General features: G+C 70.9%; 12 protein-coding genes. 7 read left to right on the forward strand and 5 right to left on the reverse strand.

The annotated features are described in order from the left end of the window. The first annotated feature begins 279 nt into the window (after positions 1-279). Both ACZ5VQ_RS03865 and ACZ5VQ_RS03870 read left to right on the forward strand, forming a co-directional pair. A complete protein-coding gene (locus ACZ5VQ_RS03865) occupies positions 280-1,428 on the forward strand; it encodes a S1 family peptidase (protein WP_469103576.1) in 1,149 nt (382 codons plus the stop codon). 256 nt (positions 1,429-1,684) lie between these two features. Then, positions 1,685-4,132, forward strand: a complete 2,448-nt coding sequence (locus ACZ5VQ_RS03870; protein ID WP_469103522.1) for a GH92 family glycosyl hydrolase — start codon at positions 1,685-1,687, stop codon at positions 4,130-4,132. Positions 4,133-4,185: 53 nt separating this feature from the next. Here ACZ5VQ_RS03870 and ACZ5VQ_RS03875 read toward each other — a convergent pair whose 3' ends face one another. Next, entirely contained in the window at positions 4,186-5,013 is an 828-nt protein-coding gene (locus ACZ5VQ_RS03875; RefSeq protein ID WP_469103523.1) for a DUF1206 domain-containing protein, read from the reverse strand. Between the two features lie 180 nt (positions 5,014-5,193). Here ACZ5VQ_RS03875 and ACZ5VQ_RS03880 point away from each other — a divergent pair, with 180 nt between their 5' ends. From ACZ5VQ_RS03880 to ACZ5VQ_RS03895, 4 genes are all read left to right on the forward strand, one after another. Next, positions 5,194-6,870 carry an NAD(P)/FAD-dependent oxidoreductase gene (locus tag ACZ5VQ_RS03880; RefSeq protein WP_469103524.1) on the forward strand — a complete coding sequence of 559 codons (1,677 nt, stop codon included), beginning with the start codon at positions 5,194-5,196 and terminating at the stop codon, positions 6,868-6,870. Beyond that, complete coding sequence (locus ACZ5VQ_RS03885) at positions 6,867-8,315, forward strand: ATP-binding protein (protein WP_469103525.1); 1,449 nt, start codon at positions 6,867-6,869, stop codon at positions 8,313-8,315. The genes ACZ5VQ_RS03880 and ACZ5VQ_RS03885 overlap by 4 nt, the downstream gene beginning before the upstream one ends. Next, positions 8,312-8,659: a UBP-type zinc finger domain-containing protein gene (locus ACZ5VQ_RS03890; RefSeq protein ID WP_362078944.1), complete on the forward strand. Its 348-nt coding sequence runs from the start codon at positions 8,312-8,314 to the stop codon at positions 8,657-8,659. The genes ACZ5VQ_RS03885 and ACZ5VQ_RS03890 overlap by 4 nt, the downstream gene beginning before the upstream one ends. Positions 8,660-8,797: 138 nt before the next feature. Further along, positions 8,798-11,818: a helix-turn-helix transcriptional regulator gene (locus ACZ5VQ_RS03895; protein WP_469103526.1), complete on the forward strand. Its 3,021-nt coding sequence runs from the start codon at positions 8,798-8,800 to the stop codon at positions 11,816-11,818. A 73-nt stretch (positions 11,819-11,891) separates the two neighbouring features. Here the strand turns inward: ACZ5VQ_RS03895 and ACZ5VQ_RS03900 are convergent, their stop codons facing one another. The 4 genes from ACZ5VQ_RS03900 to ACZ5VQ_RS03915 form a co-directional block, all read right to left on the reverse strand. Beyond that, on the reverse strand, positions 11,892-12,731 hold the full coding sequence (locus ACZ5VQ_RS03900) for an ABC transporter ATP-binding protein (protein ID WP_469103527.1): 840 nt from the start codon (positions 12,729-12,731) through the stop codon (positions 11,892-11,894). Between the two features lie 62 nt (positions 12,732-12,793). Continuing rightward, positions 12,794-13,576, reverse strand: coding sequence for an ABC transporter permease (locus ACZ5VQ_RS03905; protein WP_362078933.1), 783 nt, complete (start codon positions 13,574-13,576; stop codon positions 12,794-12,796). Then, the gene (locus ACZ5VQ_RS03910; RefSeq protein WP_469103528.1) at positions 13,573-14,430 is read right to left on the reverse strand and encodes an ABC transporter permease; all 858 of its coding nucleotides are present in this window, start codon (positions 14,428-14,430) and stop codon (positions 13,573-13,575) included. Before ACZ5VQ_RS03910 ends, ACZ5VQ_RS03905 begins: the two co-directional genes overlap by 4 nt. After that, the gene (locus ACZ5VQ_RS03915) at positions 14,427-15,404 is read right to left on the reverse strand and encodes an ABC transporter substrate-binding protein (protein ID WP_469103529.1); all 978 of its coding nucleotides are present in this window, start codon (positions 15,402-15,404) and stop codon (positions 14,427-14,429) included. Before ACZ5VQ_RS03915 ends, ACZ5VQ_RS03910 begins: the two co-directional genes overlap by 4 nt. A gap of 287 nt (positions 15,405-15,691) precedes the next feature. Between ACZ5VQ_RS03915 and ACZ5VQ_RS03920 the strand changes: the two genes are divergently transcribed. Further along, on the forward strand, positions 15,692-16,519 hold the full coding sequence (locus ACZ5VQ_RS03920; RefSeq protein ID WP_469103577.1) for a PaaX family transcriptional regulator: 828 nt from the start codon (positions 15,692-15,694) through the stop codon (positions 16,517-16,519). Positions 16,520-16,665: the final 146 nt, after the last annotated feature.

Here is a 16,665-nt window from a genome sequence, read left to right on the forward strand (position 1 = left end):
GCTCGTCTACTCACGCAATCCCTCATTGCGTCTCCCTCCCCCCCCCCCCCCCCCCCGCCCCCCCCCCCCCCCCCCCCCCCCCCCCCCCCCCCGCCTCCGGACACGACAGGCACCTCAGCAGTTCCCGGTAAAGAGAGCACCATTTTTGGTATGTACCTGACCATGAACTGCCGCTAAGCTCTGCCCCGCCATGCACTGAGAGCGCTCTCACCGTTCAGCTGTTCCACCCCCACCACGCTGGAACAACGAAGGGCTACTGCCTTGAGACGCACCACAACCATGCGCACAGGCCTGTCCGCACTCCTCATCGTCGGCGCCTGGGCAACCTTCGCCGCCGGACCCGCCTCTGCCGCCGGCGCCCCCGAACCCACCCGTACCTCCGGCGCTCCGGCCTCCGCCGGTCTCCTCGACGCCATGCAGCGCGACTTCGGCCTGACGAAGACCCAGGCCGAGGCGCGGCTCGCGGCCGAGAAGACCGCGACGGCCGTCGAGTCGGAGGCACGTCGCGCGGCGGGAGCCGCGTACGGCGGTTCCTGGTTCGACGCCAAGAGCGGGAAGCTGACCGTCGCCGTCACGGCCGGCGCCTCCAAGGCCGCCGTCAATTCCGTACGGGAGACCGGCGCGACCGTCCGTACCGTCAAGCACAGCGCGAAGCAGCTCGACGCGGCGAAGGCACGCATCGACAAGCTGGCAGCGCCCGAGGGCGTCAGCAACTGGTACGTCGATGCCAAGGCGAGCTCGGTCGTCGTGGCCGTCGTCGCCGCGCAGCGTGCTGACAACGATGTCCGAAAGTTCCTCTCCAAGGCCCGTGCGGCGGGTCCCGTCACCGTCGAAGAGGCCGCCTCGGCGCCCGAGACCTTCGCCGCCGGGACGGTCGGCGGCGACCCCTTCTACACCGGCAACGTCCGCTGTTCCATCGGCTTCTCGGTGCACGGCGGCTTCGTCACCGCGGGCCACTGCGGCGGGGCGGGACAGGGCGTCAGCGGCTGGGACCGCTCCTACATAGGCAACATCCAGGGCTCCTCGTTCCCGGGCAACGACTACGCCTGGGTCAACGTCGGAAGCGGCTGGTGGACCGTACCGGTCGTACTCGGCTGGGGCACCATCTCGGACCGGCTCGTCCGCGGGTCCAACGAGGCGCCCGTCGGTTCGTCCATCTGCCGTTCGGGGTCGACCACTCACTGGCACTGCGGCACGGTTCTCGCCAAGAACGAGACCGTCAACTACAGCCAGGGCGCGGTGCATCAGATGACCAAGACCAGCGTCTGCGCGGAACCGGGCGACTCCGGCGGTTCCTTCATCAGCGGCGACCAGGCGCAGGGCGTGACCTCCGGCGGCTGGGGCAACTGCTCCGGCGGCGGTGAGACCTGGTACCAGCCCATCAACGAGATCCTCAGCCGGTACGGCCTCACGCTCCACACGGCCTGATCCGCAACGCTCCGGGGCACGGCTCGACGGGCTCCGTCACCGCTCAGGTGGCGGAGCCCGTTGGCGCCCGCCCCGCGCCACCCGGGCCAGTACCCCCTCGACCCAAGTGCCCCGGATTCACCACCCGTTCACCAGGGCTGCCACCTCTGTCGTTCCACCCCGCGTCCGGGCGGCCTACGCTCGGCGGCATTTCACGGGCCCGGACCCCCGACGGGCAGCCGGGCCCGCTGTCCGTCCTGACGGAAGGTTCCGTTACATGGTCCTCGGATCCACAGGTGTGGCGCGGAGGTTCGGCAGAAGAGCAGCCGCTCTCGCGCTGACCACCGCGCTCGCCGCCGCACTGCCCGGCCCGGTCTCCTCCGCGGCCGGCGCCCCCGACACTCCGGCCCATCCCACGGCGTACGTCGATCCGCTCATCGGCACGACGAACGGGGGCAACACCTATCCGGGTGCCACCCTCCCGTACGGCATGATCGCCTGGTCTCCGACCAGCACCCGGGGCGACCAGACGAGCACGGGCGCCGCCAACGGCTACGAGTACAACGCGACCCGGCTGCGCGGGCTGAGCCTCACGCACGTGAACGGCGCGGGCTGCAACCCGGGGGCCGCGGGCGACGTACCGATCATGCCGTTCGTCGGGGACGTCACCTCGTCGCCCTCGGCCGACACCACGGACTCCGTCTACGCAGCCAACTTCTCGCACGCCGACGAGCGGGCCGTGCCGGGCCGCTACTCCGTGGGGCTCGACTCCGGTGCCCGCGCAGACCTTGCCGTATCGAAGCGCGCGGGCGTCGCCGACTTCACGTTCCCCGCCGACAAGCCCGCCAACCTGCTGTTCCGGGTCTCCAACTCGCTCAACGGCAGCGAGGACGCCCATGTCGAGATCGACCGGGCCGGGCGCAAGGTGAGTGGCTGGGTGCTGACCGGCGCGTTCTGCGGACGGCGCGCCAACGGCGGCGTCAACAACCGCAAGAGCTACTACCGGCTCTACTTCAGCGCCTCGTTCGACCGCGCGTTCTCGACCACGGGGACGTGGAAGGACGGCACCCTCTCCCCCGGCGCCACCACGGGCGGAGGCGGCGAGGGATACGCCACGGGCGCCGACCGCGCGGGCCGCGGCTCCGGCGGCTGGGTCGGCTTCGACACCAGCTCTGACAACGATGTCCGCATGCGGCTCGGGATCTCGTACGTGAGCAAGGCGGGCGCCGAGGCCAACCTCCGCGAGGAGATCGCGCCGCGGGCGAGCGTCAACCAGGTGGCCGCGGCCGGGACACGGGCCTGGGACCGCGAGCTGCGTTCCGTGCGCGTCGGCGGCGGGAGTACGGCTCAGCGCACCGCCTTCTACACCGCGCTCTACCACTCGCTCATGCAGCCCAACCTGGTCAGCGACACCGACGGCCGCTATCCGGGCATGGACGGCAGGCCGCATCGCGTCGAGCGCGGGCAGGGTGCGCAGTACAGCAACTTCTCCGGCTGGGACCAGTACCGGGCACAGATACAGCTGCTAGCCCTCCTGAAGCCGCGCATCGCCGGGGACTTCGCACAGTCGCTCTACAACTTCGCGCGGCAGAACGGCGGGGTGTGGGACCGCTGGGTGCACATCAACGGCCCGACCCATGTGATGACCGGCGATCCGACAGCGGCCACCCTCGCGACCTTCTATGCCATGGGGGTCCGCAACTTCGACTACCGCGGCGCCTTCGACTCCCTGGCCCGCCAGGCCACCGTGCCGCACCCCGACGGGCTCTCCGACGCGGGCTGCCCCGGCCAGTGCACCGGCCAACGGCCCAACCTCGCCCAGTACTTGACCTCGCAGTACGCCGCGCAGGACGTCTGCCACTGCTGGGGCGGTGCCGCCGAGACCCTGGAGGACTCGGTCGCCGACGACGCACTGGGCCGCTGGGCGAAGCTGCTGGGCCTCGACGAGCAGGCCACGAAGTTCGCCGAGCGGGGCGGCTGGTGGCGCAACGTCTTCAACCCGGGAGCCACGAACGGCGCGGGTACCACCGGCTACATCCAGGCGCGCAACCTCGACGGTTCATGGGTCACGCCGTTCAGTCCGGGCAGCGACCGCGGTTTCGCCCAGGGCACCAGCGCCACGTACACCTGGATGGTGCCGCAGGACGTCCAGGGGCTCGCCGAGGCGATGGGCGGACGCGAGACGGCCGCGCGGCGGCTCGACGGTTTCTTCCACAAGCCCGACGGCTCCTGGTCCGTGAAGGGCGGCGACGCCCTGCGGTACGACCCGACCAACGAGCCCGGCATCCACGCCCCCTGGCTCTACAACGCGCTCGGTCAGCCGTGGAAGACCCAGGCCACGGTCCGGCAGATCCTCGACACCGTGTACGGCACCGGACCGGCCGGACTGCCCGGCAACGACGACCTCGGGACCATGTCCGCCTGGTACGTCTTCTCGGCCCTCGGCCTCTATCCGCAGACCCCGGGCAGCGGCAACCTGCTGCTGGGCGCACCGCTCTTCCCGCACGCCGTGGTCGACCGGCCCGGTGGCGGTGACATCGTCATCGACGCGCCCTCGGCCGACGCCGGTCATCCTTATGTGAGCGGTGTCCGGCTCAACGGCCGTACGCACGACCGTTCCTGGACGGATGCCCGCTTCCTGCGCGGCGGCGGCACCCTCACGTTCGGACTCTCGCGGGAGCCGGACACCGACTGGGCGACCGCGCCCGGCGGTCTGCCCCGCTGACGCGTCTGTTGCCCCGGGTCCGGCGGGATCCGGGGCAACGTCCGTGTGACGGGTCAGACCTTGCGGTACCTGGCCATGGCGAACGAGAACACCCCGAAGAGCATCAGACCGACGGCTATGAACACCAGCAGCCACGGCCCCACCGGGGTCTCGGTGAACGAGCGCAGGGTGTCGTCCATGCCCTTGGCCTTGTCCGGTTCGTACTCCACGGCGGCCCGGAGCGCGAAGCCACCGGCGACGGCGAACACCAGACCACGGGCCACACCGCCACCGACACCCGTCACGTCGACCGTCCGGCGCACCCGGTGCGACATCTCACCGAGCCTCATGTGCTTGTGGTACTTCCGGCGCGCCGCCTGCACCACCATCCACACACCCGCGCAGAGGACGCCCACGCCCGCCGCGGCCACGAGCCACTGCCCGGCGGGCAGCTCCATGACCCTGGCCGTCGCGTCCTTGGACTTCCCGTCGCTCGATCCGCTTCCTCCGGATCCGGCGGCGAAGGAGAGCACGGTGTAGGCGACGAAGCCGTAGAACACGGCTCGTGCCGCCGACGCCAGCCTCTTCTTCGCCTTGCGGCCGTCGGGGCCCGCCGCGCCGAAGACCGCCTCGGACAGCCGCCACAGCGCCATTCCGACCAGCCCGATGCCGAGCGCCCAGAGCACGACCTCGCCGAAGGGCTTCTCGGCGACCTCCTGGAGCGCGCCTCCCTGATCCGCCTGTTTCCCGCTGCCGCCGAAGGCGATCTGCAGCGCCAGCAGGCCCACCAGCAGGTAGATGACACCGCGTGCGGTGAAACCTGCCCGGGCCGCGCCCTCGATCGCAGGGGCAGCCTTTCGTTTCCCCGCCCGGCCGCCTCGCGTCAACGTGCTTGCGTTCATCGATGCCTCCCGTCTCCGAGTGCCCCTGCCCGGCCGTACGACACCCGGGCGGGCGCCGACCGTGCGGTACCTCCCGGTTTCGGAGCGAAGCAGGACGATCGAACATACGATGGGCATGCACTGGGGGCGGTACCGCAGACAGGCCGCCCCGGGACGCCGACCGCTCGGGGTGGGAGACGAATGGCACGAGGCACGGACGCAGCACGGACCGTCATCCTGACCGTGGACGACGACCCTGGAGTCTCCCGTGCCGTGGCCCGTGACCTGCGGCGACGCTATGGCGAGGGATACCGGATCGTGCGGGCCGAGTCCGGCGAGAGCGCCCTGGAGGCCCTGCGGGAGCTGAAGCTGCGCGGTGATCTCGTCGCGGTGATCCTGGCGGACTACCGGATGCCCCAGATGAACGGCATCGAGTTCCTGGAACAGGCCCTGGACGTGTACCCGGGCGCGCGGCGGGTGCTGCTGACCGCCTACGCGGACACGAACGCGGCCATCGACGCGATCAACGTCGTTGACCTCGACCACTACCTGCTCAAGCCCTGGGATCCGCCCGAGGAGAAGCTCTATCCCGTCCTGGACGACCTCCTGGACGCCTGGCGGGCCTCCGACCACCGGGCGGTTCCGATCACGAAGGTCGTCGGGCACCGCTGGTCGGCGCGCTCGTCGGACGTGCGGGAGTTCCTGGCCCGCAACCAGGTGCCGTACCGCTGGTACTCCTCGGACGAACCGGAGGGCAGGCGGCTGCTGGCCTGCGCGGATCAGGACGGAGAGCGGCTGCCGCTCGTGATCACCGCGGACGGGGCCGTGCTGGTCGAGCCCGACGACCCGGAGCTGGCCGCCCAGGTGGGGCTGGCCACGACTCCGGCCGAGGACTTCTACGACCTCGTCGTCATCGGTGGCGGACCCGCCGGGCTCGGCTCGGCGGTGTACGGGGCCTCGGAAGGGCTGCGGACCGTACTCGTGGAGCGCTCCGCGACCGGCGGACAGGCCGGCCAGAGCTCGCGGATCGAGAACTACCTGGGCTTCCCGGACGGTGTGTCCGGGGCGCAGCTCACCGACCGGGCGCGGCGTCAGGCGTCGAAGTTCGGCGCCGAGATCCTCACCGCGCGCGAGGTGACCGGTCTGGAGGTCAACGGCTCCTCGCGGACCGTGCGGTTCTCGGACGGTTCCGCGATCGCCGCGCACTGCGTGATCCTGGCGACCGGCGTGTCGTACCGGCAGTTGCAGGCGCCCGGCACGGCGGACCTGACCGGGTGCGGGGTGTACTACGGGTCGGCGCTGACCGAGGCGGCCTCGTGTCAGGGACACGACGTCTACATCGTCGGCGGTGCCAACTCCGCCGGACAGGCCGCGATGTACCTGTCCAGGGGCGCCAAGTCGGTCACCCTGCTGGTGCGCGGTTCCTCCCTGTCCGCGTCGATGTCGCACTACCTCATCGGGCAGATCACGGACGCGCCCAACATCTCCGTGCGTACGGGGACGGTCGTCGAGGCGGTGCACGGCTCCGACCACCTGGAGCAGCTGACCCTGCGCGACATCGAGAGCGGGCACACCGAACTCGTCGACGCGCAGTGGATGTTCGTGTTCATCGGCGCGGCCCCGCTGACCGACTGGCTGGACGGCACCGTGCTCAGGGACGAACGCGGGTTCATCGTCGCCGGACCCGACCTGGCCGTCGGCGGACAGCCGCCGCCCGACTGGGAGTTGGACCGGGCGCCGTACCACCTGGAGACCAATGTGCCCGGAGTGTTCGTGGCGGGTGACGCCCGGGCCGAGTCCGCCAAGCGTGTCGCATCCGCCGTCGGAGAGGGAGCCATGGCCGTGATGCTCGTCCACCGGTATCTGGAGCAGTCGTGAGCGGGCAGCCGATGCCGTGCGACGCGGCGGAACTCAGCACGCTGTTCCTGTTCGAGAAGCTGGATTCGGAACAGCTCGGGCGGCTGTGCAGCGAAGGCCGCGTCGAGAAGTTCGAGCCCGGCTACGTGTACGAGGAGGGCGAGCCGGCCACCTGCTTCTTCGTCCTTCTCGAAGGCACGCTGGTGATGTCGCGGCGGGTCGGCGGCGACGACGTCGAGATCAGCCGCACCTCCCAGCGCGGGGTGTACGCGGGGGCCATGCAGGCCTATCTGGCCGTCCCGGACGACGCGCGCTACAAGGGCTCCCTGCGGGTCACCGTGCCGTCGCGGTTCTTCATCCTGCCCGCCGAGACGTTCGCCGCGGTCCTGCGGGAGTGGTTCCCGATGGCCGTGCATCTGCTGGAAGGGCTGTTCTTCGGCAGCCAGAACACCCAGCGGACCATCGGGCAGCGCGAGCGGCTGCTGGCGCTCGGCTCACTGTCCGCCGGGCTGACGCACGAGCTCAACAACCCGGCCGCGGCGGCCGTACGGGCCACGTCCGCGCTGCGGGACCGGGTCGCCGGGATGCGGCACAAGCTCGGCATGATCGCGACGGGCCCGTACGCGCGCGCCGCTCTGGAGACGCTCGTCGAGATCCAGGAGCGCACCGCCGAACAGGTCGCCAAGGCCACGCCGCTCAGCCCTCTCGAAGCCTCCGACCGGGAGGACGCGCTCGCCGACTGGCTGGACGACCACGACATCGCGGGCGGCTGGCAGCTCGCGCCGACGTTCGTCCAGGCCGGGCTGGACACCGACTGGCTGGACCAGGTCGCGGCCGCCGTCGACGAGGAGACCCTCGAAGGCGCCGTGCGCTGGCTCAACTACACGGTGGAGACCGAGCTGTTGATGAACGAGATCGAGGACTCCACTACCCGGGTCTCCAATCTCGTCAACGCGGCCAAGCAGTACTCCCAGATCGACCGGGCGCCCTACCAGGTCGCCGATGTGCACGAACTGCTGGACAGCACGCTGATGATGCTCGCCGGGAAGATCGGCTCCGGCGTCAGGATCGTCAAGGAGTACGACCGCGAACTGCCCAGGATCCCCGCCTACCCGGGCGAGTTGAACCAGGTGTGGACGAACCTCATCGACAACGCCGCCTCGGCGATGGGCGGCGAGGGCGTGCTGACCGTACGCACCGCGCTCGAACGGGACCAGCTGCTCGTCGAGTTCCGCGACACCGGGCCGGGAGTGCCCGAGGAGATCCGCGGCAGGATCTTCGACCCGTTCTTCACCACGAAGCCGGTCGGCGAGGGCACCGGACTGGGGCTCGACATCTCCTGGCGCATCGTCGTGAACAAGCACCACGGGCATCTGGAGGTCCACTCCGAGCCCGGCGACACCCGCTTCCAGGTCTTCCTCCCGCTCACCGCCGCCGAACCCGACGCCCCTCAGGAGGCCTCATGACCACGGACGGAATCGACCCCGGCGTCCCGCCGAGCGGTGCAGGCTGCGTCGAATGCGACGAGGTGGACGGCTGGTGGTTCCACCTGCGGCGGTGCGCCCAGTGCGGCCATGTGGGCTGCTGCGACGACTCCCCCGCCAAGCACGCCACCGCCCATCACCGGACCACGGGCCATCCGATCATCCGCAGCTTCGAGCCGGGCGAGGCCTGGTTCTGGAACTTCAAGACGTCCGAGCTGTACGACTCCGGTCCCGAGCTCGCCCCGCCGCTCGCCCACCCGGCGGACCAGCCCGCACCCGGGCCCGCGGGACGGGTCCCGGCGAACTGGGCCGAGACCCTGCGCTGAGGCGCTGCCGACTCGACCGTGAGAACGGCCGCTGCCCCGCGGTGATCGACGCTGCCGACAGCGTGGCCCGCAGGTCATCGGTGGCCGACCTGTGGCCGTGTCTGTGGCTGTGTCTGTGGTGCGTGCCAGGATGGATGTGTGCCGACCACCTCTTTCACCACGCCGTTCATCGGGCGCGAGGACGAACTCGCCCGCCTGACCCGAGTCCTGGACCGGGCCCGGGCCGGTGAGGCGCGTGCCGTGCTCGTCGCGGGGGACGCGGGAGTCGGCAAGACCCGGCTGCTCGCCGAGGCCGCGGGGCAAGCCACCGAGGCCGGCACGACCGTCGTCACAGGGCACTGTGTGGACCTCGGTGACGTGGGCCTGCCCTATCTGCCGTTCACCGAGATCGTGGGTGTGCTCGCCGACGACGAGCGGTTCTCCGGCGCCCTGGCCTCGCATCCCGTGGTGGACCGGCTGCTCGGCGACGGCGGCGGTGGCGCGGGGGACGCGGGCGGACGGCTGCAGTTGTTCGAGGGCATGGCGAGCCTGCTGACCGATCTCGCCGGGACCGCCCCGCTGCTGCTGGTCCTGGAGGACCTGCACTGGGCCGATCAGTCCTCCCGCGACCTGCTGCGCTTCCTGCTCAGCCGGGGGATCCTCCAGTCCCGGGTCCGCTCAAGGGGAGGGGACCCGGTCGCGGGTGGTTCGCCCGGTCAGCGGCTCGCGGTGTTCGCCTCGTACCGCGCCGACGATCTGCACCGCAGACACCCTTTGCGCCCTCTGCTCGCCGAGCTCGTCCGGCTGCCCGTCGTCGAGCGGCTCGAACTGCGTCCGATGCCCGACGGCGAGGTGGCGCGTCTCGTCCGTGCCCAGCAGGTCGCTCCTCTGCCCGATGCCACAGTCCGCCGTATCGTCGAGCGCGCCGAGGGCAACGCGTTCTACGCGGAGGAGTTGCTCGCCGCCACCTCCGAGACCATGCCCGGGGCGGCCTCCGCCGTGCCGAGCGGGCTGGCCGACGTGCTGCTCATCCGCTTCGAGCAACTCGCGGCGACCGCCCAGCAGGTGCTGCGCACGGCAGCCGTCGCGGGGCGCCGCGTCGAGCACGATCTGCTGCGTGACACCGTCCAACTGCCCGAGGAGGAGCTGGAGTCGGCCCTGCGCGAGGCCGTCGGGCGGCAACTCCTCGTCCCGGGTGACGACGACACGTACTCCTTCCGCCATGCCCTGATCCGCGAGGCCGTGTACGCCGACCTGCTGCCGGGCGAACGGGTGCGGCTGCACAGGGCGTTCGCCGGAGTGCTGGCGGGACGCGGCCACCGGGCCGAGAGCGCGGCGGAGCGCGCCCACCACTCCCGGGAGAGCCACGACCTGGCCGACGCGCTGGCCGCGTCGCTGGAGGCCGCCGACCACGCGGGCCGCGTCAGGGCGCCCGCCGAGGAACTGCGACACCTGGAAGCCGCCCTCGACCTGTGGTCGGCGGTACCGCCCGAAGCGCGGCCAGACGGCTTCGACACGGTCACTCTGACGCTGCGGGCCTCCGCTGCCGCCGCGCACGCCGGCGAGACCCACCGGGCCGTCTCGCTGACACGGTCCGCGCTCGCGAGAGTCGGCAACGACGAGGACTCCGAACTGGCCGCCCGTGTCCGCTACACGCTCGCGGGCAACCTCATGCGCATCGACAACCTCGCGGCCGCGTTCACGTACAGCAACGAGGCGCTCGCGATGATCCCCGCCGATCCTCCGTCGCGCACCTGGGTGTGGGCCGCGGCCACGCATGTCATGGCGGCGACGTACATGGGCGAGAACAAGGCCGCCCACCGCGTGGCCCGCGAGGCCCTGCGCGTCGCCGAGGACCTCGACGTGTCCGACGCACAGGCCGATCTGCTGATCTCCCTGGTCGCCCTCGAAGGACACAGCCGACGTACTCCCGCGGGGAGGGCCCGGCTGCGGGACGCACGTGAACTGGCCCGACGCGCAGGCAACGCCTCCGTCGAGATGCGTGCGCTCTTCAACCTCTCCATCGGCTCGCACGAGTCCGGTGACCTGGACGAATGCCTGACCTGGCTCACCGAGGGGCTGGAGCGCGCGGGCCGCGCCGGGCTCCTCTCGTCGCCGTACCCGGTGGAGATGCGCTATCTGCGCTCCCTGATGCTGTTCACGCTGGGTCAGTGGGACGAGTGCGTCCGGGCGGTGGAGGCCGAGGGCGACCGGCTGCCGACGGCGAGCAGGTACGCGATCGGGCCCGCCCTGTCCGTGGCCCTGGCGCGCGGTGACCGGCATGCCGCCGAGCGGGCCCGGGCCCTGCTCGACGGGCCGTTCGACTGGATGGCCACGCTCGTCGCGGGCCTCCTCCTGACCGACGCCGCGGTACTGCGTCGCGACGCGGAGGGGGCTCTCGAACAGTTCCGTACCACGCTCGCGGCGCTCATCGACGAGGCCGGCACCACGCCCCATGTGGCCGTACGGCTCGCGGCCCTCGCCCTGGCCGCCATCGGCGACGCGGTCGTGGAGGCCCGGCTGACCGGCGACGAGGAGGGGGTCGACCGCTGGGCGGAGACCGGGAAGGAGCTGGTGGAGCTGGCCCGGGTCACGGCGGCCAAGGGCGAGGACGGAACGCCGCAGGGCCCCGAGGGGCTGGCATGGCTGGCGCGCGCCGAGGCGGAGTGGGCGCGGGCCGGTGCCCGGCCGAACAACGGCGGAGAGGGCGTCGAACTGAACGTCGGGGCCTGGGAGAAGGCCGTCGCGGCGTTCGGCTACGGTGACGTCTATGAGCAGGCGCGCTGTCAAGTGCGGCTGGCGGAGGCCCTGTTGGGGGCGGAGCGACGCGACGAGGCCGCCGAGCACGCGCGTGCCGCGCGCGACACGGCGCTCCGGCTGGGCGCCGTGCCACTGCGCGACGAGGTCGAGCGGTTGATCCGCCGGGGCCGCCTCGCGGAAACCGCCTCCACGGCGGACCGGGCACCCGTCCTGACGGCACGCGAGAACGACGTCCTGCTGCTTCTTTCCCGCGGCCGCACCAACCGTCAGATCGGCGAGGAGCTCTTCATCAGCGGGAAGACGGCAAGCGTGCACGTCTCCAACATCCTCGCCAAACTCGGCGCCGCCAGCCGCACGGAAGCCGTGGCGATCGCCTACCGCGAGGGATTGGTCGAACCGGAGCCGTCCGCTTCCGGGTGATCACCGAAGAGGCGCCGGAGCGCAGCCGTCCGCCGCGGAGGCGGCGCCTCGCACGCCGCCCGCCGACGGACGCTCAGGACTCGGTCTTCTGAAGGACGGGCTCAACGGCCCGGTCCGCGACCACCGGGTCCGGGGCCGTGTCCCCGCTGTGGTGCTTGGCTCGTTGGATCTGCTCGTAGACGTGGGCGCGCAGTTCGGCGAAGCGGGGGCTGGAGCGGGTGTGCAACTGGTCGCGCTCGTCGGGGAGGTCGATGGTGAGGTCCTCCTGCACGACGGTCGGGGACTTGGAGAGGATGAGGGTGCGCTGGCCGAGGTAGACCGCCTCGTCGATGTCGTGCGTGACGAACAGGACGGTGACTCCCAGTTCGTGCCACAACTTCCGGATGAGGTCCTCCAGTTCGGCGCGGGTCTGCGCGTCGACCGCCGCGAAGGGCTCGTCCATCAGCAGCACCTTCGGCTCGTACGCCACTGCGCGGGCGATGGCCACGCGCTGCTGCATGCCTCCCGAGAGCTGCCAGGGGTACGCCTCGTGGGCGTCGGCCAGGCCGACCACCTTCAAGGCGTGGTCCACCAACTCCCGTTCGCGCGCCTTGCCGAGCTTCTTGCGGTGCAGGGGCAGGGCGACGTTGTCGCGCACGTTCATCCAGGCGAACAGCGAGCGGCCGTACTCCTGGAACACGACCGCCATGCCGGGCGGTGGTCCGGCGACCGGACGGCCGTCGAGGCGTACCTCGCCGCTGGTGGGGGCGAGCAGGCCCGCCATGCACTTCAGCAGGGTGGTCTTGCCGCAGCCCGACGGCCCGACCAGGCACACCAGTTCGCCCTCGGCTATGTGGAAGGTGAGGTTGCGCAGCGCCTCGACGTTGCGGTGCCGACCGGTGTAGATCTTCTGCAGGTCCTGTACGTCGAGCATCGACGTCTCCTTGTCAGGCGGTGCTTCAGGGATTGCGTCAGGCGTTGCGTCGGGGGGGTGCGTCAGGGATTGCGCTGCGCGCGGCGCAGACCGTGGTACCAGGCCAGGGCTCGGTTCTCGGCGAACCGGAAGAGCAGGGACAGGAGGAAGCCGAGGATGCCGAGCAGCAGGACCCCGCTCCACATCTCGGGGATGGCGAAGGAGCGCTGGAACTGCACGATCGTGAAGCCCAGACCGTTGCTGGCGGCGAACATCTCGCTGATGACCATGAGGATGATCCCGATCGACAGGGCCTGCCGCATGCCCGTGACGATCTGGGGGCTCGCCGCGCGCAGCACCAGATGCCGCAGGCGCGCGACGCCGGTGATGCCGTAGGACCGGCAGGTGTCGCCGAGCACCTCGTCGACCGCGCGGACGCCTTCGACGGTGTTGAGCAGGATCGGCCACATGCAGCCGCTGACGATGACGAGCACCTTCATGGTGTCGCCGATGCCCGCGAACAGCATGATCACCGGGATGAGCACGGGTGGCGGGATGGCCCGGAAGAGTTCGAGGACCGGTTCCAGGACGTCCCGTACGGCCCGTCGCGTACCGACGACCAGGCCGAGCCCCACCCCGACGACCACGGCGAGGAGGTAGCCGGCGGCGAGGCGCAGGAGGCTGGGGACGACGTCCGACAGCAGCCGTTCCGCCGTCCAGACCTTCCCGAAGCTGTCCAGGATGGTGGCCAGGGGCGGGAAGTAGAAGTCGGCGCTGCCCGCGGTGGCGAACCACCACACGGCGAAGAGGACGGCGGGCAGGCCCAGTACCAGCAGCCCGCGTCGCAGGACGGAGAGGGCGGTCATGCGGTCACCTCCCTGCGTACGGACTGGTGCCAGTGCAGTGCCCGTCGTTCGACCGCCCGTGCCGCCAGGTTGACGGCGACGCCGAGCAGGCCGGTCACCAGGACGAGGGCGTAGACGCGCGGAACGGCTCCGGACACCTGCGCGACCGCGATCTCGTGGCCCAGGCCGGGGGCGCCGATGACGAGTTCGGCGGTGATGGTGAGGATCAGCGCCACGGTGGCGGCCAGCCGTACCCCCGTCATCACGTACGGCAGCGCGGTTGGCCACAGGACGTGGCGGACCCGGCCCCAGGTGCCGAGCAGATAGCTGCGGGCGGTGTCCTCGGCGACCGGGTCGACGTCCTGCATACCGGCCAGGACCTGGACGATCACCTGCCAGAAGGCGGCGTACACGACGAGCAGCAGCTTCGACCGGAGGTCGGTGCCGTAGAGCAGGACCGCGACGGGGATCAGGGCCACGGACGGGATGGGGCGCAGGAACTCGATGGTGGAGGCGGTCACCGCGCGCAGCACGGGCACCGAGCCGATGACGACTCCGGCGGCGACGCCCGCCACGACGGCGACGGCCAGCCCCAGGCCCCACCCGGTGAGGGTGTCGACGAGCGCGGTCCAGAACGTCGGTTCGGCGAGCAGGGTTCCCAGGGTGCGGACGGTTTCCGAGGCGGGCGGCAGGTAGTCGGCCGACACCAGGCCGGTGTGCGGCAGCACTTCGAGCACCGCGACCAGTCCGACGAGACCGGCGAGGCCACGCAGTACCGCGACCGGGACCGGACCCCGCCGGGCGGGTGCTCCGCCGGGACCGGTGTCGGTCCCGGCGGGCTCCGCCAGTACAGGGGTGAGGCCGGGGCTGGTCATGAGAACAGCGCGTTCAGGTCGGGCTTCTTGTCGCCGAAGATGCCGTCCTCCTCGCCGAGGGCGGCCAGCTTCTCCAGGGAGGGCATGTCGATCTCCGCGGGCCAGCTGGGCAGGATGAGCTTCTCCAGCACATCGCCGCTGATCTTGGTGTAGGAGGTGAGGATCTGGCGCGCCTCGTCTGGGTGTTCGGAGGCGTAGGTCAGTGATTCGGCCATCGCCTCGCTGAACTTCTTCACGAGATCCGGGTTCTCCTGCATCACCTTGGCCGAGGTGAAGTACGTGGCCACGGTGAGCTTCGGGTCGGTCTCGGCGAAGGGCGAGGCGATGACACGGGCGCCCTGCGCCTTGGCGATCGTCGTCGCGGGCTCGCCCATCCAGGCCGCGTCCACCTGCCCGCCGTCCAGGGCGGCCGGCATCTGGTCGAACGGTATCTCCACGAACTTGACCTTGGACGGGTCGCCGCCGGCCTTGCGGACCGACTCGCGGACCGTCGTGTCCCCGATGTTCTGAAGGGTGTTGACCGCCACCGTCTGCCCGGCGAGGTCCTTGGCCGACTTGATCGAGCTGTCCTTCTTGACCGCGACGCCGGTGACGTCGGCGCCGACCTTGCCGTTGGAGGCCGCGCCGTTGACCACAGACTTCACGGGGACGCCCTTGGTCTGGGCGAGCATCAGCGAGGTGGTGTTGCTGAAGCCGAACTGGAACTGGCCGCTCACCACACCGGGGATGATCGCGGCGCCGCCCTGGGCGCTCTCCATCTTCAGCTTGATGCCCCGGCTGCTGAAGAAGCCCTTCTTGTCGCCCAGATAGAGCGGTGCGACATCGACGATCGGGATGATGCCGACCTTGACCTCCGTGGTCCCGCCTCCGCCGGAGGACGCCGAAGCGCCACTCGAAGAGGACGAGGACCCGCATCCGGCCGCACCTGCGACCGTGACCACGGCTATGGCTAGCCCGAGAATGCGCCTTTGCATGGGCTCCTCCTGACGGAAACACCTGTGGTGGCGTGCACACCCAGCCATGACCGGACAGGCCCGGCGGATCGAGCAGGTCGCGAGGACTTCCGACGACGAGGCAGCGGAGCGGGGAGTGGCTGCCGCTGCCTCGTCGAGACCGGTCACCTCGACCAGACGTTGTGCACTTTCTTGACGGCCGCAATCTACACACCTATGTTCGCGCTGTCAGTACTCCGGACAAAGGAGGTTGCAAGGTGAGCGGCCATACCCTTTCCGACGTGCACGACGAGACTCCGCAGGCGGCCATGGACTCCCCCGAAGGACCGCAGCCGCGCCCCCAGTCGCTGATGTTCGCCTTCTTCGGCGGCCATGTTCTGGAGGAGGGGCCGCTGTGCGTGTACTCCGGCAGCGTCATCGAGGTGCTGGCGCGCGCCGGGGTCGGGGAGCAGGCGGTGCGGTCCACGCTGACCCGGATGGTCAACCGCGGACTGCTGCGACGTCAGCGGGAGGGACGCCGAATGTACTTCGGCCTGACCCCGCAGGCCACGGAGATCCTCTGGAACGGCAAGAAGCGGCTCTGGGACACCGGCGCCGTCAACGACGACTGGGACGGCACCTGGACACTGCTCGGCTTCTCACTGCCCGAGTCCTGGCAGCGCCAGCGGCACGATCTGCGCTCCCGGCTGACCTGGTCGGGCTTCGGTCCCCTCTACAGCGGGCTGTGGATCGCGCCCGGCGACTTCGACGTGTCCGCGCTCGTCTCCGAACTCGGGCTCGCGGCCCACGTCAAGATCTTCCATGCCACGGCCGACGAGGCCACCGACATCGGTCTGATGATCCGTGACGCCTGGGACCTGGACGGCGTCGGCGCCCGGTACGCCGACTTCGACAAGCGCTGGACCGACCGGCTCGGCTCCGACTCCGGGGACCCGCTCGGGACCCGGCTGCGACTGACCAGCGAGTGGCTCCAGATCATCCGCACGGACCCGCGCCTGCCCGCCCGGCACCTGCCCGCCACCTGGCCGGCCCGGTCGGCCCACGACACCTTCCACCGCATCGCGGAACAGACCGAGGCCCCCGCCCGGCGGCTGGCCGCCCACCTCATGGAGACCACCCCACTGCGACCGTCCTGACCCGGAGGGAAGCCGACAGGAAGCCGGCAAGGGCCCGCGACACCCGGCGGTGCGGCTGCGAGGTCCGGTGGATGGCGGTGTGATGGAGACATGCCCACGCAGGGCCGAGCCGCCGTTTGCCGCCGGGAGGACCGGTTACACGAACG

This window comes from Streptomyces sp. NPDC033178 (assembly GCF_055577685.1).